The 19717-nt window shown below is 58.2% G+C and carries 18 protein-coding genes and 1 pseudogene; 12 read left to right on the top strand and 7 right to left on the bottom strand.

Translation table 11 applies throughout. The annotated features are described in order from the left end of the window. Nucleotides 1-35: 35 nt before the first annotated feature. Nucleotides 36-2039, top strand: a complete 2004-nt coding sequence (locus CK226_RS25895) for a response regulator (protein ID WP_245437853.1) — start codon at nt 36-38, stop codon at nt 2037-2039. 174 nt (nt 2040-2213) lie between these two features. Here CK226_RS25895 and CK226_RS25890 read toward each other — a convergent pair whose 3' ends face one another. Both CK226_RS25890 and CK226_RS25885 read right to left on the bottom strand, forming a co-directional pair. Then, nucleotides 2214-2477 (bottom strand): YMGG-like glycine zipper-containing protein, encoded by a 264-nt coding sequence (locus CK226_RS25890; RefSeq protein WP_095774620.1) that lies wholly within the window; start codon nt 2475-2477, stop codon nt 2214-2216. A gap of 262 nt (nt 2478-2739) precedes the next feature. After that, nucleotides 2740-3284: pseudogene (locus CK226_RS25885) on the bottom strand (outer membrane lipoprotein carrier protein LolA). A 260-nt stretch (nt 3285-3544) separates the two neighbouring features. Between CK226_RS25885 and CK226_RS36175 the strand changes: the two are divergent. Both CK226_RS36175 and CK226_RS25875 read left to right on the top strand, forming a co-directional pair. Then, entirely contained in the window at nt 3545-3778 is a 234-nt protein-coding gene (locus tag CK226_RS36175) for a hypothetical protein (protein WP_179296076.1), read from the top strand. Between the two features lie 1266 nt (nt 3779-5044). Further along, nucleotides 5045-5260, top strand: a complete 216-nt coding sequence (locus tag CK226_RS25875) for a hypothetical protein (protein ID WP_095790014.1) — start codon at nt 5045-5047, stop codon at nt 5258-5260. Between the two features lie 69 nt (nt 5261-5329). Here the strand turns inward: CK226_RS25875 and CK226_RS25870 are convergent, their stop codons facing one another. Continuing rightward, on the bottom strand, nt 5330-6400 hold the full coding sequence (locus tag CK226_RS25870; RefSeq protein WP_095774691.1) for a YihY/virulence factor BrkB family protein: 1071 nt from the start codon (nt 6398-6400) through the stop codon (nt 5330-5332). Between the two features lie 756 nt (nt 6401-7156). Between CK226_RS25870 and CK226_RS35075 the strand changes: the two genes are divergently transcribed. Continuing rightward, nucleotides 7157-7450, top strand: coding sequence for a hypothetical protein (locus tag CK226_RS35075; RefSeq protein ID WP_179301132.1), 294 nt, complete (start codon nt 7157-7159; stop codon nt 7448-7450). Between the two features lie 128 nt (nt 7451-7578). Here the strand turns inward: CK226_RS35075 and CK226_RS25860 are convergent, their stop codons facing one another. Then, nucleotides 7579-7878 carry a DUF1236 domain-containing protein gene (locus tag CK226_RS25860; RefSeq protein WP_095774616.1) on the bottom strand — a complete coding sequence of 100 codons (300 nt, stop codon included), beginning with the start codon at nt 7876-7878 and terminating at the stop codon, nt 7579-7581. Between the two features lie 274 nt (nt 7879-8152). Here CK226_RS25860 and CK226_RS34515 point away from each other — a divergent pair, with 274 nt between their 5' ends. Together CK226_RS34515 and CK226_RS25845 are read left to right on the top strand one after the other, a co-directional pair. Further along, complete coding sequence (locus CK226_RS34515) at nt 8153-8392, top strand: hypothetical protein (RefSeq protein WP_142887698.1); 240 nt, start codon at nt 8153-8155, stop codon at nt 8390-8392. A gap of 1355 nt (nt 8393-9747) precedes the next feature. Further along, nucleotides 9748-11148, top strand: a complete 1401-nt coding sequence (locus CK226_RS25845; protein WP_095790017.1) for a phospholipase D family protein — start codon at nt 9748-9750, stop codon at nt 11146-11148. A 46-nt stretch (nt 11149-11194) separates the two neighbouring features. On the opposite strand, the gene CK226_RS25840 is transcribed toward CK226_RS25845, so the two are convergent. Genes CK226_RS25840 through CK226_RS25830 form a run of 3 tightly spaced genes read right to left on the bottom strand, consistent with a single transcriptional unit; the run spans nt 11195 to nt 13579 of the window. Next, nucleotides 11195-12004: a metallophosphoesterase gene (locus CK226_RS25840; protein ID WP_095790018.1), complete on the bottom strand. Its 810-nt coding sequence runs from the start codon at nt 12002-12004 to the stop codon at nt 11195-11197. Nucleotides 12005-12023: 19 nt separating this feature from the next. Further along, nucleotides 12024-12938 (bottom strand): diacylglycerol kinase family protein, encoded by a 915-nt coding sequence (locus CK226_RS25835; protein ID WP_245437852.1) that lies wholly within the window; start codon nt 12936-12938, stop codon nt 12024-12026. Between the two features lie 5 nt (nt 12939-12943). After that, nucleotides 12944-13579, bottom strand: a complete 636-nt coding sequence (locus CK226_RS25830) for a phosphatase PAP2 family protein (RefSeq protein ID WP_245318236.1) — start codon at nt 13577-13579, stop codon at nt 12944-12946. A 361-nt stretch (nt 13580-13940) separates the two neighbouring features. On the opposite strand from CK226_RS25830, the gene CK226_RS25825 reads away from it, so the two are divergent. The 6 genes from CK226_RS25825 (at nt 13941) to CK226_RS25800 (ending at nt 19676) form a co-directional block, all read left to right on the top strand. Beyond that, nucleotides 13941-15392, top strand: coding sequence for an ATPase domain-containing protein (locus CK226_RS25825; RefSeq protein WP_245437851.1), 1452 nt, complete (start codon nt 13941-13943; stop codon nt 15390-15392). Then, nucleotides 15389-16429: a sensor histidine kinase gene (locus tag CK226_RS25820; protein ID WP_095790021.1), complete on the top strand. Its 1041-nt coding sequence runs from the start codon at nt 15389-15391 to the stop codon at nt 16427-16429. Before CK226_RS25825 ends, CK226_RS25820 begins: the two co-directional genes overlap by 4 nt. Nucleotides 16430-16516: 87 nt before the next feature. Continuing rightward, the gene (locus CK226_RS25815) at nt 16517-17590 is read left to right on the top strand and encodes a histidine kinase dimerization/phosphoacceptor domain -containing protein (RefSeq protein WP_095790022.1); all 1074 of its coding nucleotides are present in this window, start codon (nt 16517-16519) and stop codon (nt 17588-17590) included. A gap of 490 nt (nt 17591-18080) precedes the next feature. Further along, the gene (locus CK226_RS25810) at nt 18081-18602 is read left to right on the top strand and encodes a hypothetical protein (RefSeq protein ID WP_095790023.1); all 522 of its coding nucleotides are present in this window, start codon (nt 18081-18083) and stop codon (nt 18600-18602) included. Between the two features lie 14 nt (nt 18603-18616). Further along, nucleotides 18617-19030, top strand: a complete 414-nt coding sequence (locus CK226_RS25805) for a phage holin family protein (protein WP_095790024.1) — start codon at nt 18617-18619, stop codon at nt 19028-19030. After that, nucleotides 19011-19676 carry a hypothetical protein gene (locus CK226_RS25800; protein ID WP_095790025.1) on the top strand — a complete coding sequence of 222 codons (666 nt, stop codon included), beginning with the start codon at nt 19011-19013 and terminating at the stop codon, nt 19674-19676. The genes CK226_RS25805 and CK226_RS25800 overlap by 20 nt, the downstream gene beginning before the upstream one ends. Nucleotides 19677-19717 lie beyond the last annotated feature (41 nt).

Raw genomic sequence — 19717 nt, 5'->3', positions numbered from 1 at the left:
TGGCCGAGGGACCGGCAAGGGCACGGATCCTCGCCGTGGACGACGATGAACGCAACCTTCTGGCGATCAGCGAAGTCCTTGCTTCGACGGGAGACGTCATCTGCGCCCAATCGGGCGAAGAGGCATTGCGCTTTCTGCTGAAGGAGGACTTCGCCATCATCCTCCTGGACGTCCTCATGCCGGGAATAGACGGCTATGAAACGGCTGCGCTTATACGCCAGCGCGAACAATCCAAGCATACTCCCATCATCTTCCTTACAGCCATCAACAAGGAGCAGGCTCACATGCTGCGCGGCTATGATGCCGGCGCGGTCGACTATGTGTTTAAGCCATTCGATCCGATCATGCTGCGCTCGAAAGTCGCGGTCTTCGTCGAACTCCACGAAAAGACCCTGGAAATTCAGCGAAAGGCAGCGACCGAGAAGAGACTGCTGGCACAGGCACTCCAGGCGCAGAAGGACAAGCTTCAGGCCGAGCAGGCCCTGCGCAACGCGGAGGAACGGCAGGATGCGATTTTGGGTTCCCTGCCTGTCTGTTTCCATGCGCGGGCAGCCGCGCCGCCCTTCGCGACGCGCTTTGTCACCGACGGGGTCGAACGTCTAGCTGGCTTTACATCCAAGACATTGACCTCCGATCCGTCCTTTGGCCTTAGCCGGGTCCACCCGGACGATCGCGCCAGGTTGGAGCAAGCGCTTTTGGTGGCAAAAACGACCGGCTCCTACACCTGTGAATTCCGCTGGCTGTGCGCCAATGGCGAGTATCGGATCTTTCTCGACCAAGGTGTGATGTCGAATGGCGCAGATGGCCGCGAACCGGAAATCTTTGGGACGCTGCTTGACGTCACAGAGCGGCGGGCTCTTGAGGACCAGCTGCTTCAGTCGCAGCGACTTGATGCTATTGGCAAGCTGACCGGTGGCCTGGCTCATGATTTCAACAATCTGCTCGCCGCAATCTTGAGTGGGTTGGGACTGCTCGAACGCGGTGCAACCTTGGATGACCAGGCCCGGCAGGTCCTTGAGCTGATGCGGCGCTCGGCCAAACAAGGCGCCGATCTCGTCACTCGCATGCTCGCCTTTTCGCGTCGTCAGACGCTGAAGCCGGAAGCGGTGCGTCTTGCAGGGTTCGGCGACACCATGAACGGGTTGGTAGCACCAGTCTTAGGGGGCTTGATACGCTTCGACTGGCAGATCGACGACACGGTATGGCCGGTCCACGTGGATTCCGGGCAGCTTGAACTTGCGCTGATGAACCTTGTTTTCAACGCACGCGACGCCATGCCGTCGGGTGGGACTATCAGCGTGCTTGCGCAAAATCGCTCCCTCAAGACGACGTCGCAAGATCTGGCGCCTGGCGAATATGTGGTCATAACGGTCAAGGATACGGGTTCGGGAATCCCTTCCGACATACTGGCGAAGGTCATTGAACCTTTCTTCACGACAAAGCCGGTTGGAAAGGGAACAGGGCTCGGGCTCAGCACGGTTTATGGCTTCATGAAGCAGTCCGGGGGTTCTCTTCGCATAGAAAGCGCCCCTGGTCGCGGAACGGCAATGGAACTGTGGCTGCCACGTTCTTTTGATGATTCATTTAGCGATGACACGGCGGCCAAAGAGGAACCAGTAACTTATAGCGGCAAAGAAAACCCGTCTGTCCTTCTGATCGACGACAGCAGCGTGTTGCGGCAACTGACTGCCGAGTCGCTTCGTCAGCGAGGTTTTTCGGTGACCTGCGCGTCTGGCGGCGCTGAGGCGCTGGCTGCCATTGAACGGGCCCCGCATGATTTTGATGTAATCGTCACTGACTTTGCCATGCCGCTGGTCACCGGGATCGACGTTATTCGATTCGCACGCAACCTCCGCAGCGATTGGCCGGCGGTGATAGTGACGGGCTACGCCGAAGCGGCTACGATTTCGGATCGCCCGTCGGATGTCCCTCTGTTGAGCAAGCCCTTCCGAGAAAAGGATCTCGTAGAGGCTATCTTTCGAGCAATCGCACCAGCCCTAAAGCAACAAAGACAGGATAGGGCGGCTAAGTCCGTTTGATCCGATAAAAAGCGAAGGGCGGGGCATGCGCATAAACGCCTGACCAAGAATTGAACGAGCCAGGCGTAAACTTTTACTCGAAGACTGCATTGCGCCTCAGTCTATCGATCGTTAAGCCTCCGTAGCGGACAGCAGGCCGCAGTGCCATCGCAGGGTCGCGCGGGCCCGACACACTCAATACCCCTCGGGACACCTGGCAACATAGACGCGCCCTTGGCGATCCCTATAACGGCACTGGCCGGCCTCGCTGGCGTGTCCGATCACCGCCCCTGCGATGGCACCAGCAGCTCCGCCAACGACCGCGCCTTGCACTGGGTTACCAGCCACGGCCGCGCCGATTGCCGCCCCACCCAGTCCGCCGACGGCAGCACCCTGTTCAGTGCGGGAACATGCAACAAGCGGAATGAGAAGGCTTAATACGAGCATTGTCTTTTTCATCAGTCGTCCTCCAGCAGCCCGAAAGCGGGCCGGATACTAAATGCGCAGTTCCCGCTTTTTGATCCATATCTCTCTAATTTAGATTTAGCTGTTGACGGGATCACATGCATGCCGACAAAGCCGGCGTGCACGTCCGAGACCAGGAACTCTCTGAAAGGGACCGCCTGGCTCGGAGTTGCGCTTGTTGGGGAACGCGCCGGCCCTCTTGCGAGTTCGTCCGTCACTTCAACTGCTTCTCGGCCAGCTTACCGCCGGTGGGCCGTTATTTCGCTTTGGTGTTGAATTGACGGTTTGCAGCATAATCGATGGTGAAGGTGCCTGGAGGAGCGCGAACGCCCTCCTTCACATTAGAGATAGTCACTGTCGTGATCTGCCCTCTTTCGTCGGTGAGGCTCCATCTGCGTAGATCCAACGATTTCTTGTCAAAGACCATCGTGATGTTCGAGTTTCCGAAAGCCGACTTGTCAGCCAGCTTAATGATAACCTGGGCACCAGGCGTGAGGTCTTGAGCTTCTTGTTGTAGATTACGACGGATCTTCCATCTGCAATCAAGCTGATCCCGGATTGGCCTGCATAGTCGAATCGGAGCTTGCCCGGGCGTTGCAGAAAAAATCTCCCGCTGGTCTTTTCCGCCCTAGGACCAGACTGGACGAAGTCCCCTGACATGGACTTTATGGCTGAGAAATGATCGGCAATCGTCGCTGCATCTGCCGGCGCGGCCGCGACGGCAGGAGTAAGTTCGGAATTGATCGCGGTAGCGCTGACAACCACAAACCAGAAAGCCAGCAGTCTTCTGATCTTTTCCATTTACTTTCCAGGTTCGAGCGGCGTGATTAAAGGAGTTGGCGCGCCTTTTGGCCCCGCGTAGCGCACAATCCAGCACGCGAATTTGCTTTCGCCGACTACCGTAGCAGGCTCGGCTGCGCTGGTGTGCCCGAGCTCCGACCAACCGCCAATTCGGTTTAGCTTTCGCCGATCATACATCGTAATGCGTGCCCGGCTCTCCAAGTGAGAGCCGGGCAAAAAGGAGGCGGTCAATAACCGCCATTCTCCTGCTGAATAACAACGTGGCGGTGACGATGGTGGTGCGATCGATCCATCGGGCTTCGGACAACAACCGCATCGGAGCGATGGTGGCGACGACCGTGATCGAAGAAAGTGATATCACCATGATGGCGGTGATGGAGGCGATGTCCTTCACGATAGATAACGACACGATCATTGTTCCAGTGGTGGTGTCGGTGGTGTCTATGGGTCTGAACTACGATCGCGTCGGCCGAGGCGACGCAGGGTACGAGTAGGCACAGGGCCAAAGCAGTAACAATGGCGACTTTCATTTGAGATCCTCAACGATTTAAGATGGCCCTTCGCCTGCTTAACATCGTGCGATCGCTTTGGTTCCGTTACCGCAGGACCCGTCAGGGACATTGAGAGGTGACCAATTGTCGGCCGACGGCCAATACTCCGGCACTCGTCATCGGCCCAGCATTAGCAGGGCGAGTGCGGCGCAGTGATAGATGCAATTTCGAAGGTAAAACGGATTTCTTTTGCCACGCCCTCAAAAGGATCTCGGGCGTCTATCGGCCATTCCTAAGGCCGGCACTGACGCTGCGGCACAAGTTGCCAACCCGCTAAAGCCGGCCCAACGGCGACCTCCTAAAAATACGGCCCACATATGGAACATTAGGCGGTCCGAAATGTTGATTTCGACGCAATAACCGTACGGTAGGCCAAAGAGCGTGGCCTGCCTATTATTTTGGAGTCCGATCGATGCACAGCATAATCTACATTGTAGGGCTAGTCGTCGTTGTTCTTGCGGTGCTGAGCTTTTTTGGCCTGAGGAGATAGGCACGGCAAGTGGGGAGGCATGACGTTGGTTTCCCGGGCTAGCCAAGCCATCAATGCCGGAACTGATGATGGCCGCGCGTGGCCGCAGCGATGAGCTGAGGAACGCTGGGCCAATGTTGATGGTCGGTATGTTTGCAAGCCCGCGCGCATCGGGCCATCGCATCGGACCCCGTCTTTCCACATTGCGTGTTCCTGCCGACCACATCGAAACTAGCAGCGGCGCCCATCCGGAATGCCGGCAAATACTACGGGCAAACGATTGTGCTGTAACGGACGACGCGGTGACCGACTATTGGCGCAACTCACTCGACGCCTCCATCCAGGCGCGGCAATTTTATCGCCGAGACGTCGCGCCTTCTTACCAAAAGCGAGCCGCACCGCAAAGACAGCCAGCACCTAATCACCGCTCATTGCAATGCTCCCTTCGCGGGCTTCGGTTCTTGTCGGGATTGGAGAATGGAAGTTCGTGCGGGATCCGGGGCAGGCTCTCGCACGTCGGATGTCCAGGCCGGCGCATCTAGCAGCGATTCTTTATTGGGCTCTGGTTTGGGCGGCATGTCTGCCGGTCAGCAGAGGGGTTTGCCGACCCGGGCCGCGCACCAGTTTGTCTGGCAGGGAATGGTCTTCCTGGCCAACCGACCAGCCGTAGAGAATGTTCCATCTGCAGCGGAACTGGCACTGACGGGGGCGGTTATCGTTGATCACGGAGGACCAAAGTCATGCGTGACAACGAAAACCATCGCGAAACCGGGGCCACAAAATATCCGGCAAAGACCGGCGTCGACTCTTCGAACGCGTCCTCTCAGGACGCGGCCGCAAACAAGAAGCCCAAGCCTGGCGGTGGCCTGACGCGCCCCGTGAATGAGGTGGAAGACAAGACTCACCAATCAGACGGGCGGCAACCATCAGAAGAGGAAACCGATTCCAGGCCCTGATCCTCGCCATCCGGTGGGCGCGTTAACCCTTCGCAGAGAATTCGTGGCAAGGCAGAAAAGTGATGCCAGTCATTTTGCGGTCTTGCCCAAAGTGTCCGCTACGACCGCGCCACGTTTGCCCATGGGCAGGGGCAGGCCGGTAGTGGAATCAATCGCTGTCTGATGCTCCATCTCGGCATTGATCGCGGCGCCGGCGATAAGGATGATGACGGAAATCCACGTCCACATCATTAAACCGACTACGGCGCCGAGCGATCCGTATGTGGCGTTGTAGTTGGCGAAATGCTGCAAATAGAATGAAAACAGCCACGACGCCGCGATCCACGCAACGGTCGCAATCAAAGAGCCCCAACTCAGCCAACGCCATTTGGCACGTTCGCGGCTTGGTCCGAAGCGATAAAGCAGAGAAATTCCGGTCAGCATCGCGCAGACCAAGACCGGCCACCGGGCTGCTGCTATTAACGTCTCCGTCCACGCATCCAGATAGAAATAGCGCAAAAGCGCGGGAACGACGCCCACCGTGAGCAACAGCACGATGCCGATCAACAACGCGCCGACAGTAAACAGGATCGACATTAGGTTGAGCGTGATGAAGCTGCGTTTTTCCCGTTCCTCGTAGGCGATATTCATGGCATCAAAGAGTGCCTTCATGCCGCTGTTGGAACTCCAAAGCGCGATACCAAGGCCGATGAAGAAACCGATGCCGAGAGCGCCGGGTTTTTGCCTGGCCAAGGCTTGAAGCTGTTCGCGAATGAGGTCTAGCCCGCCCGACGGAAGCAATCCGCCGAGATAGGCAATATGGTCGGCAACCGAAACCGGGTCCGCGACAAAGCCGTAAATTGAAATGAAAGCGGCCAAGGCCGGAAACAGTGCCAGAAGCAGGTAGAACGTGGCGCCGGCCGCAACGAGCAAAACCCGGTCCTTGTTGAATTCTTCCCATAAGCGCCAGAAGATATCTTTCCAACCAAGCGCAGGTATCTGGGATGGCCAAGCCGCGTCGCGTCCGCGGTCTCCCTCCTCCGATCTCAGAGCTGCCTTACTCTCTTCCGTTGTTAAGGCCGCGCGACTGGCCGCTTCTTCATCGATTAAAGACGCCTCTGTGGCGGGCAGCTTCTGACTCCGTCTCGCTTTCGAAGTCACAGGGCTAACCCCATCGCTGTCCACCACATTCGACTACGCTCCAATGTGCGGCCAATGCTTCCCTTGACCGCTGTGGGTTGCCGTCGAACGCTTCCGCAATGCGCTTCCTCATGCCCGGGCTTGAACCTCTCAACGCCTTGAACGGCGTAGCTGTTCCGTTGCCCCTGCGAGCTGGCAAGCCAGCCGAAAACCTGTCCATGGTTTCGACTGGCGCAAAAACCGCTCGAAACTGCCAGCCTATTTGGCGATGCGACACATCGCCGACATTCATCCAAAATCGGCGGCCTCACGAAGGCGCCAAGCAGACCTATCGGGACCCTTGATCGTGCAGGCACCGGCGTAGCCTCAGGCGCGGCATGAGTAACGAAAAGCACGGAGAACAGAACCCCCAAAGCAACGCGATACCAATAATCAAAGCCATTCCTGGACCTCCACCCACTCGAACGCGGAGAACGTGTTGCGAAATCAGCGTGCCCCAGCCCTGCGTCTAGTTCCCCCAGCGGTGATTTGACCGCGCGGCCAACGGCGAGGACCGCTATCGAGACGCCCGACGCTTTCACCAATCCTGAACGCTGCATATACGATGCCGATCTGGATCAACAATTTGAGCATGAATAGTCTCCTTGGCAGCAAAAACTTGGTCGCTGGCCATTGGTTCCGCTGGCGATTCCGTCACCAATTCGTCTCCGCAATGTGGTTCGAGCCGTTACCCGGATCATCGATCGCTGCCTCAGTCTGAGAAAGCACTGCCCGACCTTGACCACCTGGCGCTATTCCGCGGATCCGTTGTTGGTAAATGGTGAAGCGCTGGGGATGCACTGCAAGGTCCAGCCCGACGGCGTCGGCTGCCTCTGGTATTCGGCGATGGCCGCCATGCATTGTTCACGCTTGTCGAAACTGCCAGGCAAGATTGCCATGCCACCCTGCGGACCGGCTATTACCAGGTACCAGATTAACGCTGCTGTCGAAGCCATGGTGTTTCCTCGTTGCAAGCGAAGCTATAAAAGCGGGCGGCTGGACCGCTTTATGACAGTGGCAGGAATGAGCTAGCGGCAAGCTGGTGAACATCGTCGTGCTCTGCCTACGGTTCGCAACGCGCGCTTTCAGAGCATGGGATTTTGCGAGATCTTGCATTTTGAAGCCCGCCGCCACGAGACGACGGGCTTGAGCCAGGAAGGTCAGTCGTAGACCTTGACGATCTTGTGGGTGCCTGGATCGACCAGAACAGTCCGGTTGTCGATCACGACATAACGATATTTGACGTTGGGGACTTCGCGAAGCTCGACTGTATCGGGTAGAGCCGTGCCGATATTGAGTTCCACTCCGGGGACCTTTACCGACGCGAGCGGCTGCTTCTTCACATATTCGCGGATCACCGTGTCCTGCTCGGGCTGAATGATGATATCCTCGGCCGCCGCGACGCCGACGCCTGTGAGCAGAAGAAATGCCGCGGCTGCAGCAGACAGATGCAATTTCATATTGGGCTCCTCGTGAGAGTGGCTCCGACTGGTGGTGTCGAAGCTCAATAGCCAACTTGGCGCTGACGCAATCGTTCCCCTTGGTGGACTTCGGTCTGGGGTCCGGTTGGACATATGTCTGGCCACGTTCGGCAATGGTCTTGCAGACGGTGCGGCTTGGAACGGTCCCCTTTTGCGGAAGTTGTGAGCCGGAACCGAAGGAAAAATCTATTGATAGGAGCGTTGGTCAAGCGCGTTCTGTTGGCCATTATCTCCCTCGTGATCGGAATATCTCTTGGCTGAAGTCAACCATCGCGACTTTCCGAATCGGCGCAGTTATGTCCCTTCCTGCGCTGATAAGGGTTCGCTCGTCTCCCCGGGGGCGAGCGAACCCGTGGACTTCAGCTTGGCGCCGGAAGATTGGATGTTCAACGAGAAAGAAAATCGGTTCATTGAAGCTGGCTTGCTCCTGGCCGTGCCCATTTCCGTCGCCATCACCTCACTGATAGCGGTTTTCGCCTTGGCCGGAATGTGATTTCGACGGCGGGCTTGTTCAGACAGGCTTCCACGTTCATTAGGTTGCAATAGTGTTGTTCACCGCGCTGATGCGGTCGGTAACCTAGCACCGAATTGAGATCGCCGGGACCCCAAGCGGGCTGGGGCCGATTTTCTGGAGGCGCGGGCGTGCATTCCTTCAAGGAAATGTCTCAACGCCTTGTGCAGTCTCAGGGTTGCATCTTCGATCAGTGCGCTTTCCGGGCTCCAAACAGCCGCTTTCTGACAGGTTATGCCGCACCGCTGTGGCGCAAATCCCGCTATCGAACTGTGTGGCGGCAGCGCATGCCTCCAACGGAACATTCTTCGCCAACTGAAGTTCTGAATTTGCCTTGGTTTTGATCCCCGTGGGCCAAGGCGAGGAGGCTGTCTCCATCAGCTTCCAACCAGCCCGCCTCGGATGGGGGCAAAACTGTCCGGGGCGGGCTTCGGTCAGGCCTAAAGCGAGCATGGTTTTCCACCGTTAACTCTTTGGATCGAGTTTTCTTGCTGGCGCTTCGGCGACTCGCTTATTAGAGACTCCTTATGGAGAGGCGGCACGCAATCCGAAGGGTCAGTGATGGGCTCTGGGAGGTCTACGACATAGACAACAACAAGGTTGTGCGCGTGGGTGGAGTGCCCTTGACAAACTTGTTGGATGAAGACGCGCTCGACGCGTTGGACCTGATAAGGGATGGCTTCCTCGCCCCGGGCCGGTCCAGGAGGACAAAGGCCTAAGCAAGGTGCCAGGTCAGGGCGCCTGGCAGCATGGCATAAGCGCGCAAAAGGCCCCGGCGAAGCGTGGAGCGCCGAGGCCTTGGCCATGTACGAGCTACTTGCATTTCCGCTGATCATGATGCGCCAAACATGCTCAATTATCTGTAAATCCGCTTCACAACCTGGAGCTGATGGCAGGCAAGCGAAGGACATAATCCGCGCAGTTGCGGGAGCCCTCAAAACGGAGACACCCAATGGCCAGAGATCGAGCGTTTTCTGATGCCGGCGGATGCCCTACGCAAGACCATAGAAGCTCATGTCGCCAACCGGCGAGACCACGGGCAATGATGCTCCGTTCATCGGATGGAACGGGCGACTTGGGTAGGCAAACATGCGCCCGGGCCACCGCAAGGGCAGGTGCGGTCCCTGAGTAACGCTTTCACCGGCAATGCGGCCCGGCGCCTACCAGTAGGACGCCGGGCCTAAACGACGGGACGCCGGCTGGCTATACGCTAGTGCTAGTATAGCTGCATTCGACCTTTCGTGCAGGCTCAAAGGGCCCCCTGCAACCAGATCAGGGCTCGCGGGTTCTTAGTCTCATTAAACAGCGCCTCGTTTTCCTCCGAATTTGGTCAATCCATGAACGTCTCGGTTACGCCAACAACGGCCGACAGAATCAAAGCGGGTAAGAGTGGCCTGCTTATGATCTCTGACAATTACGATGCGTTCGCCGCGCGTGTCTTAGCGGCAAGGAGTGCGGCTCGCACTCTCGATCTCATGTATTATCTCTGGCATGACGACCTTACTGGGCGCTTGCTTCTACAGGAAGTTGTCCGCGCCGCGCAGCGGGGCGTACGCGTCAGAATGCTGCTCGACGACGTCAATCCGCGCAAGAGCGATGCAGCTTATTTGGCGCTGAGCAACCATCCAAACATCGAACTCAAATTGTTCAACCCGAGCGGCATCAGAGCACGCGGCGTAATGCGAGGCGCGGAAGTCCTCTTGCGGATTTTTGCATTGACCAGGCGGATGCACAACAAGGCGTGGATCGCCGACGACAACATCGCCATCGTCGGTGGACGTAATATCGGCGATGCCTATTTTGACGCGGCGGAGACGAATTTTCGTGACCTCGACATGCTGCTCCTCGGTCCTGCCGTCCAGCAAACCACACAGATCTTCCAGACTTTCTGGGCATGCCAGGACGCCAAGCCAATAGGTGAACTCGGTGCAACCGCGCCGGGTTCGTATTCCCCTTATTTCGAAGGAAGCGAGGAGGAAACCGAGTCGACGCTCCTGAGCGGTATCGGAGACAAGGGCTCCATCGCCGGGTTCATAGCGGCCAGCAGCGACGTTCATTGGGTCGAGGGCGCGCGCGTGATCTCTGACCCTCCGGAAAAGGTGCGAGGCTGGAGACCGCGTGGTTGGCTGATGAAGGAGTTGCTCCCAATCATACAGTCGGCGCGCAAGCGTGTGGAAATCGTGTCGCCATATTTCATCCCCGGCAAGAAGGGTTCAAAAATCCTCGGCGACCTCGTGGACGACGGGGTGCAGGTCGCTGTTTTGACCAACTCCTTGGCCGCGACCGATGTCGCTGCCGCTCACGGGGCCTACGCCAACTATCGCAAGCGCTTGCTCAGAAAGGGCGTACAGCTCTTCGAGCTTCAGCCCTTTAGTAGGCAGCCCAAGATTTCTGTATTTGGATCAAAGGGTGCCAGCCTGCACACAAAAGCGTTCAGCGTCGATAACAGGATCGGTTTCGTGGGATCCTTCAACTTCGATCCGCGGTCCGTATCGTTGAATTCGGAAATGGGAGTGCTTTTTGAAGACGAGAAGTTGGTCGCGGAACTCCGGCACCGGTTCAAATCCGAGATAGCGCCGGAAGCAAGCTACCGGCTCGAACTGAAGAACGAGGTTCTGCGCTGGCATGGCAGCGATGAAGGCAGACCTCAAACCTATACTCGCGAACCCGAGGCAGCATGGTCCCGCCGTATCCTGGCCGCCCTGGTCAGGTACCTACCCATCGAATCTCAGCTTTAGCGGTATGTCGATTCTGGAAATGTTGGCGCTCTCCCCCAGCCGCCATTCAAGCAGGTTCCCACCCGCCTGGACCTTGCCGAAAGGAATAGCTGGCCGAGGTTTCGAACCCGGAACGCGAAGACTGCCATGCCCGGCATTCGACGGAGATCCTCGGATGCTCGACGCGAATGATGTTAAACGAATTTGCAGCATGGCGTACCCGGGACGAAACCGCCGTCCCCGCTTGAATAAGCAGTGCCGCATAGCCGTCGATTAGGTAGCGCCGTGCGCTCGAACCGGCGCGATGAAGATGCTGGTGGCCAGACAATATGACGTCTACGCCGCTGCGCGAGAAGGCATCCATTGCCAGATCCGCGCGGCCAACGATTCCGTCGTCGTTTTCCAGGTCCAGTCCTTCGAAAGGATGGTGCGTCACCACTATCCGGGTAACGTTATTGGACATATTTGCGAACTTGTCCCTCGCCGCCTCTAGCTGGCGGACGTTGATCCTGCCGTCCTTGATTGTCAGGGATCGTGCCGTGTTGATCCCGACGACAGCGACTTCGCTATCGGCGTAGAATGGGTCCGTGTCCGCCTCGATGTAGCGCCTGTAACGTGCCAGAGGTGTCACGGCACGCGCAAAGACATTCCAGAGCGGCACGTCGTGATTGCCGGGCACCACGATGCGGGGGCCGGGAAGAGAGTCAAGGCAAGCCCGCGCCTGCAGGAATTCGTCTTTCCGGGCGCGCTGCGTCAGATCTCCCGACACGACGAGCAAATCAAAATCGACGGCACGAACCTCAGCCGCGATCGCTTCCACGAGCTGGCTCTCTGTTTTTCCGAAGTGCAAATCCGAAAGGTGGACGAGTGTCTTCACTGAATTTCTCCGCTTTCAGTTATGGCCACTCGTCTTTGTCGTTTTGGTCAGGCGCAAGGACCTGCAAGGCCGCCGGTCGAATCCGAAAATTCAGGGGCATGTCCATACGGACGGCTTCGCCGTCCAGAGAAACCAGCATGGCGCGGCGATGCGATGTGATTTGAAGTGAAGTAGCCCGATAGGTTTCCAGATCTCGGGTCGAATCTATCATGCCGAATGCGATTTTGAACGGAAGCAATGCCAGCCCAAACCAGGACTGTTGCTTGACGACATAAATGCATAGTTCTTTTGACGAGAGGCTGCGGCGGTGGCCAAGATTGGCGACGTCGTAGAAATTGTTGCCAACAAACACGCAAGGAGTCCGCAGTCTTTCGCGAGCGCCCTGGGCAGAAACGTGGACAGCCTGCCACGTGGCGAATCTCACCGTTCTCATGAGGGCGGGGCCGATGGCGGCAAGCTTGCAAAATCCGCGGTGCCGCTGCTCGGCTGAGCGCTTTGCCACAAAGAACGGATAGATCCCGATCGATGAATTGTTGAGAAACACGCGGCCGTTGACCTCGGCGACATCGACTGCGACAGGCGTGCCTGTCGCGATTGTATCGATCGCCGCCGTCAGATCGAGCGGCACACCCAAATCCTTGGCAAAGTGGTTCAATGTGCCGAGCGGAAGAACACCGAGAACCAGATTCGTCCCCGCCAGCGCCGAGGCAGCGGTGCCGAGAGTGCCGTCGCCACCGCCCACCACCAATCTCGATCCATGATCGGAAGTCGACTTATTGTCGGCAACGAAACGCCGAGCGAGTTCTCCAACCTCTCGCCCGTCTACCAATCGCACATCCGCCTCGGCGCCACGTTCGGCGAACGCATCCCGCACGGCTCTCGCTATGTCGCCCTTGCGCACCGCAGCGCCGGCACCCTTGTTGATGAGCGCCATAACCTTCAAGTCTTTGGTCCCCGCTTTGGTCTTTCCTGAAACCACAAAGCGACTATCCAACACAGGATCGCCCAGCCAGAGCCAACGCACCACCCTGCCAATACATCCGTTGGATAGTGGACTGCGAGGTAGACCCGGCTTATGCCAACGGCCACCGTCAGAAACAAGGCGAGCGCCATGAAATACACTTTGAGGCGCAGATCCTGACTTGCATGTGAAAGGAGAGCCCCTACGGTCAGGAACGTGATCGCCGAAAGCATTGCATGTCCACTCGGGAAGCTTGCCGTGAATACTCGCGTGACATGAGGGATCTCCGGCCTGGGCCGGTTGAAGCTCAGCTTGAGGATCGTGCCAAGCAGTTCGCCGCCGCCCACCGCCACCGCCATCCAAATGGCCAGAGCCCGCTTGTGGACCAGAAGCAGATAAACAGCCGCTCCCAGCAACACGAAGCCAAGAAACACCACGCTGCCGAGTGAGGTCACATCCCTGGCCGCTTCCTGAAGCCAGGGCGGACCGATCGGATAGGCGGGATCGGCTGCGCGAAGGGCCGACATAATGGCCAGATCAAATTTGGTTGTGTCGCCTTCCAGGACTTCCTCGGCGAGCAGCCCAAAGCCGAGAACGAGGCAGGCGACTAGCATGCCCGCAATAAGCCTGTTCTTGCCTTGTGCGGAAGCACTGCCGATCCGAGGCGGCGTGGGAGGGCAGTGATTCCCGAGGGGCCCGCGCTCGATGTCTGGAATTGGTTCTCTCAAGCGTGGGACCTCATTGGTGAGGCATAACGGGCTCGCGAGAACGAGGTTCCCCAGCCATCACCGCGCTGAGAATGTAAGAATTTGCAGCCGCACTGCGCTACAGCCCCGACAACATGACGGGTGGGAAAGGGGCCGTCACCCTCTCTTTTCAAGAGGGAACTATTGAAAATGCTATCCGTTAAGGAGGTCACCAAAGGCGTGTGGGGACAACGTGGATCAAGAGGACGCTTCACCAATATCATCTGGCGTGGAAGGCCTCGACTACGTCCTGCGAGGCGGCTATGCAAAATTCCGTTCACATCTTGTAGAGGGCAGGCCTGGTTCAGGAAAGACCACACTTGGTCTGCAGTTTCTGATCAAAGGCGCGACAGATGGCGAGAAATGCCTCTACATAACGCTGTCCGAAAGCAAGCGTGAACTGCACTCGGTCGCGCAACGGCATGGGTTTTCTCTTGAAGGTGTCGAAATCCTCGAGCTGGTCCCGCCGGAGCTGAGCCTCGATCCGTCGCAGTTACAGACTCTGGTTCATTCCTCCGATCTGGAACTCGGTGAAACTGTGCAGTCCGCGCTTGCCGAGATCGAGCGCATAAAGCCGGATCGCGTGGTGTTCGATTCCCTGTCGGAAATACGTCTTTTGTCACAGGGATCGTTACGCTATCGACGGCAGGTCCTGGCGTTGAAAAGCTTTTTCCTGCTCAACAATGCAACGGTGCTTCTCCTTGACGATCTCACTGCCGAACATGACGATCTCAACCTGCATTCCATCAGTCATGGCGTCATCCGGATGGAACAGCTTTCGCCAATCTATGGCGGAGAGCGGCGGCGGCTGCGCGTCATCAAAATGCGCGGCGTTCAAATTCGCGGCGGCTTCCACGACTTCGTCATTCGACCCGGCGGCGTGACGGTATTTCCTCGCTTGGTTGCCTCCGAGCATGAGCTGGCCGAGCCTGGAACGCCCGCCATCGGCAACAGTTCTGTCGACACGCTCTTGGGTGGCGGGCTTGACCGCGGCACCAGCACGCTTCTGATGGGACCTTCTGGTGTCGGCAAGTCAACCATCGCGTGCAGCTATTGCCATGCCGCTCTCAAGCGGGGCGAACATGTGTTGGTGCTTTTGTTCGATGAAACCAAGCGGATATTCCTGGCGCGCGCGTCGGGCCTCGGCATGGATCTGGGCCCGTTCGCCGACAATGGCAGTTTGCTGCTGGAACAGATCGATCCGGCGGAATTGTCGCCCGGTGAATTGTCGTCGCGCATCCAGTCGGCTGTCGAGCGGTCAAATGCGCGGATCGTCGTCATCGACAGCTTGACCGGGTACCTCAATGCGATGTCGGAGGAACAGCATCTTGTGCTGCAGATGCACGAGATCCTGACATATCTCAATCAGAAAGGCGTTGTGACGATCCTGCTGCTGGCCAATCATGGAGTGATCGGTCAAATGTCAGCCCCCGTAGACATGACCTATCTCTGCGATTCCTTAATGCTCCTGCGCTTCTTCGAAAGCGGCGGCCGTCTGAGACGGGCTATTTCCGTGGTCAAGAAACGCGCCGGGCCGCATGAGGACACCATTCGCGAATTCAAGATAAGCGCGACCGGGCTGGCCGTCGGTGAACCATTGGAGGAGTTTCGGGGGATCCTGACTGGCGTGCCCACCTACGAGGGAAAGCAAGGCAACCTGCTGCAAGACAAGGCCTCGTGATGCCTTCAGACTGCAGTGTGCTCGTATTGGCACCAGTCGGGCGCGACGCGAAGGTCGCGTCGGCAATCCTCGCGGAGAACGGGATCAAGTCTCACATCTGCGCCACCCTCGACGAAGCAGTACCGCTGTTGGACCAAGCCCAGTGCTTTTTGGTTACCGAAGAAGCCTTGATCAGTTCTGATCGAAATCAGTTCGCATCCTGGCTCAATCTTCAACCGGCGTGGTCCGATTTTCCGATCGTGCTGCTGACGATGCGGGGAACGGAGATTGACAAGCGCCTGGCCTTTCTGGACCGCTATCTGATCGTTCTCGAGAGGCCTTTTCTGGCGTCGAGCCTGGCAAATTCGGTACGCTCGGCTCTGCGCGCCCGCGCCCGTCAGCTCGAGGTCAAGTCGTATATTGAACAGAAGCAAGAGGTCGCTGACCGGCAGAAACTGCTGATCAGGGAGCTCCATCATCGCGTCAAGAACACGCTGGCAAATGTCCGAGCGATGATGGGTGCGACCGCCAAGTCGAGCGGAAGCGTCGATGATTTCGTGCGCGATTTCTCGGCCAGGATCGTCTCTCTCGCCGACACGCACTCGATGCTCACCGATGACTATTGGCAGATGGCCTCCTTGCACAAGCTGCTGGAGTCGGAACTGCGCCACTACGATACGAGCGACAGGTCGCGTGTTGTGCTTGAAGGGCCCAACGTCGCCCTGGTCGCCGATATCGCCATCCCGATCGGGATGGCCTTTCATGAACTTGCGTCTAACTCATCGAAATATGGTGCGTTGTCCCGTCCCACCGGACGGCTCGAAGTCCGGTGGTCGTTGAGCAATTCGGGAGAAGAGCGAATCCTCAATCTGGAGTGGCTTGAAATGGGCGGGCCTAAGGTCGAGCCCCCAAGACGGCGCGGCTTCGGGACGACACTGCTGGAGAAAGTCGTGACTGTGCAGTGCCAAGCCAAGGTCGAGTTGAACTATCGCCCTGACGGTCTGCGGTTCACGATGGCCTTGCCGCTACGCGATACGAGGCTGGTCCCGGCATATTGACCTCTTCTAGGTGGCCGCGCTTCGGCGGTGGCCTATCTGCTCCATCGCTGATACTGATGACCTATCCTTACGGCGTAGGCGTTAAAAATGACATCGGATACAGGGAAGCCCGAGGCGGTCGAGCAGCTGCTCGATACGCCAGAACTGGCCACGGCGCTGGAGAGCGAACAGTTCAAGAAGTTCCTCGACCAGGTGCCTATTGCGATCGCGGTTTCAGACCTGATCGAAACGGAACGCGTCGTCTATGCCAATCCGGAATTCGAAAAGCTCTCCGGCCTGAAGGCCGCCAGTCTGGCGCGAAAAAACTGGGCAGCGCTGTCGGGGACTGGTATCCGTGAGCAGAAAGACAAGGCGCTGGCCGAATGCGTTGTCAACGAAACGGATTTTGTCGGTACTTTTCGCCTTGAACGCGGCGACGACGGACCAGCAGTCGTTGACGCCTATTCAAATTTGATAGTGGACGACGACGGCAAGACCTGTTTTCGGCTGGTCGCCTTGGTGGACGTATCCTCTCACGGCGAGGAGGCGCCCTCGATCGAGGAGCGTGTCCGCGAGAAGGATACATTGCTGCGGGAACTGCAGCATAGGGTAAAGAACAATCTCCAGATGATCACCGCACTCATCCGACTGGAGACCCGCAATGCGGCGGAGCCTGATCAGAAACGGTTCGAGAGGTTGGCCGGGCGCGTCGACGCTCTTGCGATACTCTACCAGGCGCTGTCGAACGACGAGCAGGAAGATGAGGTCGATCTCGGCATCTACCTCAGCCAGATAGCATCTGCGGTAATGGCTTCGCATGCCGTCGAAGGCATACGCTTGGACATGAAAGTGGATACCTATCCCGTCTCGGTCAACGTTGCGATGCCGACTGGCCTGGTGGTGAACGAACTGCTGACGAATTCGCTCAAACACGGCTTCAAGGGACGAGAAGGCGGAACGATAACGCTTCACAGCGTGGTCGATGGCGAAGGATGCCGCATCACTATCGCCGATGACGGAGTTGGCTTGCCGCAGGGTGAGACTTGGCCGAAGCCCGGCAAGCTTGGCGCACTCATCGCGCACTCCTTGACCGAAAACGCCAAAGCGCACTTCGAAGTGAAATCCAGCGCCGACGAAGGGACCAGGGTTACCATCGTTTTCAAACGGTCGGCGGCGACCTGACGACCACCCTAGAGGTTGCGCTCGACCGGGTCGCTGTCACGGCGACGCCGACCCACCGCTAGTGCCTAAGTCCGGGTCGGCCACCGTCCTCGGCCTGGGAGACGTAAGAAAGTTTCGCACCCAGCGCGAACGTGCGGATCCGGCCAAACATCCCCCACCCCGAGTTGCCCGAGCGGATCCAGCCGATCACGTTTCTCGACAGCTGCTGGCACGGTGGTGTGGGCGGTGGCAACCCAGTTCCAAACGTTTCTACGACTGGCCGTCAACTAGCGGAGGTGGACGTTCAAACGTTCTGCCTTAGCGCACTGCGCACTGATGCTGGTGAGGACGAGCGATGCGACTGGCCGAAAAGGGCGGACGAGCGCCGTGATCGCGTCCAGCGACTGCGCTAATCCGGTCAGCGGCGATGCTCGATAGGCTTTTTTGTCGGGGGCAGGAACCGCTTCATGGTGGCGAAGTTCAATTCCTAGGAACACAGGAGTGAAATATCATGGACACGCCAACCACAGACGACTTTCCGGGACCAGGTAACGCCAACGAGAACGGCTGGGGCAATGAGGACGCCGAGCGTGCCGAGACCAGCAAAGAAGCTCTCGGCAAGCTTAAGACAAGTGCGGCGGAGACCGCGTCGCATCTGAAGAATGCCGCCGCCTCCGTTTCGAGCGATGCCAAAGATTATGCAGGGTCTGTCGCCGCTGATGCCGCGGGCGCCTTCAAGGAAGCAGTCGAGTCCAACAAGACGGCGGGCGCCGATGCTATTGCCAATATCGCCCATTCCGTGAAGGACGCGGCAGACGGCATCGAAAAGCAATCGCCCCAGGTCGCAAGCATGGTGCGCACGGCGGCCGAAGGTGTCGAGCGTATCTCTACCGATATCAGGGACCGCAACGTCGGCGAGTTGCTCGATTCCGTCACGAAATTCGCGCAGCGCCAGCCTGCCGCCTTTTTCGGGATCGGCATTCTAGCCGGCGTGTTCCTGACGCGGATCATGCGAAGTTCCGATCGGTCCTGAGAAGGATCATTGGCATGGATGATGGAACGGACCACCGGCCCTTCGGAAGCGTGTTCGGCCAAGCGGTAAGCCAATTTGGCTCGTTGATGCGCCTAGACTTGCGCCTCCTCGAGGCGGAAATGCGAGCGAAGTCCACCACGCTGGTTTCTTCGGGCGCATGTGGAATGGCGGCGGCCGTGTTTTTTGCGCTGGCGGCGTTCGCTCTGGTTCAGTGTCTCATCCTTGCGATGATCTCCTTCGGGGTAGGTCCGATGCTCGCCTGTCTGATCGTCGGCCTTGTTTTGATCGCGGGAGGTTTGATCTCCCTTTATCTGGCCAAGCGCGCGCTGACCGGATGGACCATTACGCCCGTCGAGACAGTCAATCAGGTGCGGACTGATCTCGCGGCCTTGAAGCAGGGAATACGCTATGGCTCAACCCAGCAATGAGATTAGGGACATCCTGGTGCAGAGCCGAACTGAACGGCAAGCACTGTTCGGCCCTGTAAGCGAGGTGAGCCGCCGGCTGCAACCCAGACATTTGGCGGACGTTTCCACACACTACGCCAAACAGAAAGTTGCCACGGCGCTCCGGGGCATCTCGGATGCGGTCCAGGAGAATGGCGGAATAGCGGCCGCCGTTGCATTGGGCGCAGTCGCCGTTTTTGATGCGGGACGAAGGAGTGCTGACGGCAAAGTCGCTGCTGGGCGTGTCGAAGTAACCACGGCGACGGTGACAAGCGACGGAGATGCCGATGCAAGGTCAAGCGGTTATCATGCTGGCAAGCGTCGCGCCGTTGCCAATCTCGATCGAGCCAAGATGATCGCCGGCTCGGCGGTAGGGGTGTTGGTTGGCCATATCATTGGCCGGGCCTTTCCGCCGACTGCCAAAGAGCACGCGCTGTTCGGCGAGGCTGCCGACGAAATTCGGGACGCGGCGGCCCAATTTGTCAGTGAGCATAAGCGCGGCGCAAAGATTGCCGCGGCTGAGGCCTTCGGCTTCGCGCGATATGGCGCCACCTTCCTGGCCGTGCTTGCGGTGGCAAGCGACTATTTCGTCAGCAAGGAAGACATCCGGGACCCTTCCGAGAAGTAATTGTCAGACAGTCAGGCGCACTTCTTATCTTCCGCGACCTC

Source organism: Mesorhizobium sp. WSM4311, from assembly GCF_002295115.1.
In the GTDB taxonomy this organism is placed as follows: Bacteria; Pseudomonadota; Alphaproteobacteria; order Rhizobiales; family Rhizobiaceae; genus Mesorhizobium.
Note: the sequence above shows the minus strand (reverse complement) of the source record. Positions and strands in the feature narration are given on the sequence as shown.

Excerpts from the sequence above, each read along its gene's own strand:
- CK226_RS25890 (WP_095774620.1), bottom strand. The coding sequence starts at position 2,477 with ATGAAAAAGACAATGCTCGTATTAAGCCTTCTCATTCCGCTTGTTGCA.
- CK226_RS25875 (WP_095790014.1), top strand. The coding sequence starts at position 5,045 with ATGCGTGACAACGAAAACCATCGCGAAACCGGGGCCACAAAATATCCG.
- CK226_RS25860 (WP_095774616.1), bottom strand. The coding sequence starts at position 7,878 with ATGAAATTGCATCTGTCTGCTGCAGCCGCGGCATTTCTTCTGCTCACA.
- CK226_RS25845 (WP_095790017.1), top strand. The coding sequence starts at position 9,748 with ATGAACGTCTCGGTTACGCCAACAACGGCCGACAGAATCAAAGCGGGT.
- CK226_RS25835 (WP_245437852.1), bottom strand. The coding sequence starts at position 12,938 with ATGGCGCTCATCAACAAGGGTGCCGGCGCTGCGGTGCGCAAGGGCGAC.
- CK226_RS25830 (WP_245318236.1), bottom strand. The coding sequence starts at position 13,579 with ATGCTAGTCGCCTGCCTCGTTCTCGGCTTTGGGCTGCTCGCCGAGGAA.
- CK226_RS25815 (WP_095790022.1), top strand. The coding sequence starts at position 16,517 with ATGACATCGGATACAGGGAAGCCCGAGGCGGTCGAGCAGCTGCTCGAT.
- CK226_RS25810 (WP_095790023.1), top strand. The coding sequence starts at position 18,081 with ATGGACACGCCAACCACAGACGACTTTCCGGGACCAGGTAACGCCAAC.
- CK226_RS25805 (WP_095790024.1), top strand. The coding sequence starts at position 18,617 with ATGGATGATGGAACGGACCACCGGCCCTTCGGAAGCGTGTTCGGCCAA.
- CK226_RS25800 (WP_095790025.1), top strand. The coding sequence starts at position 19,011 with ATGGCTCAACCCAGCAATGAGATTAGGGACATCCTGGTGCAGAGCCGA.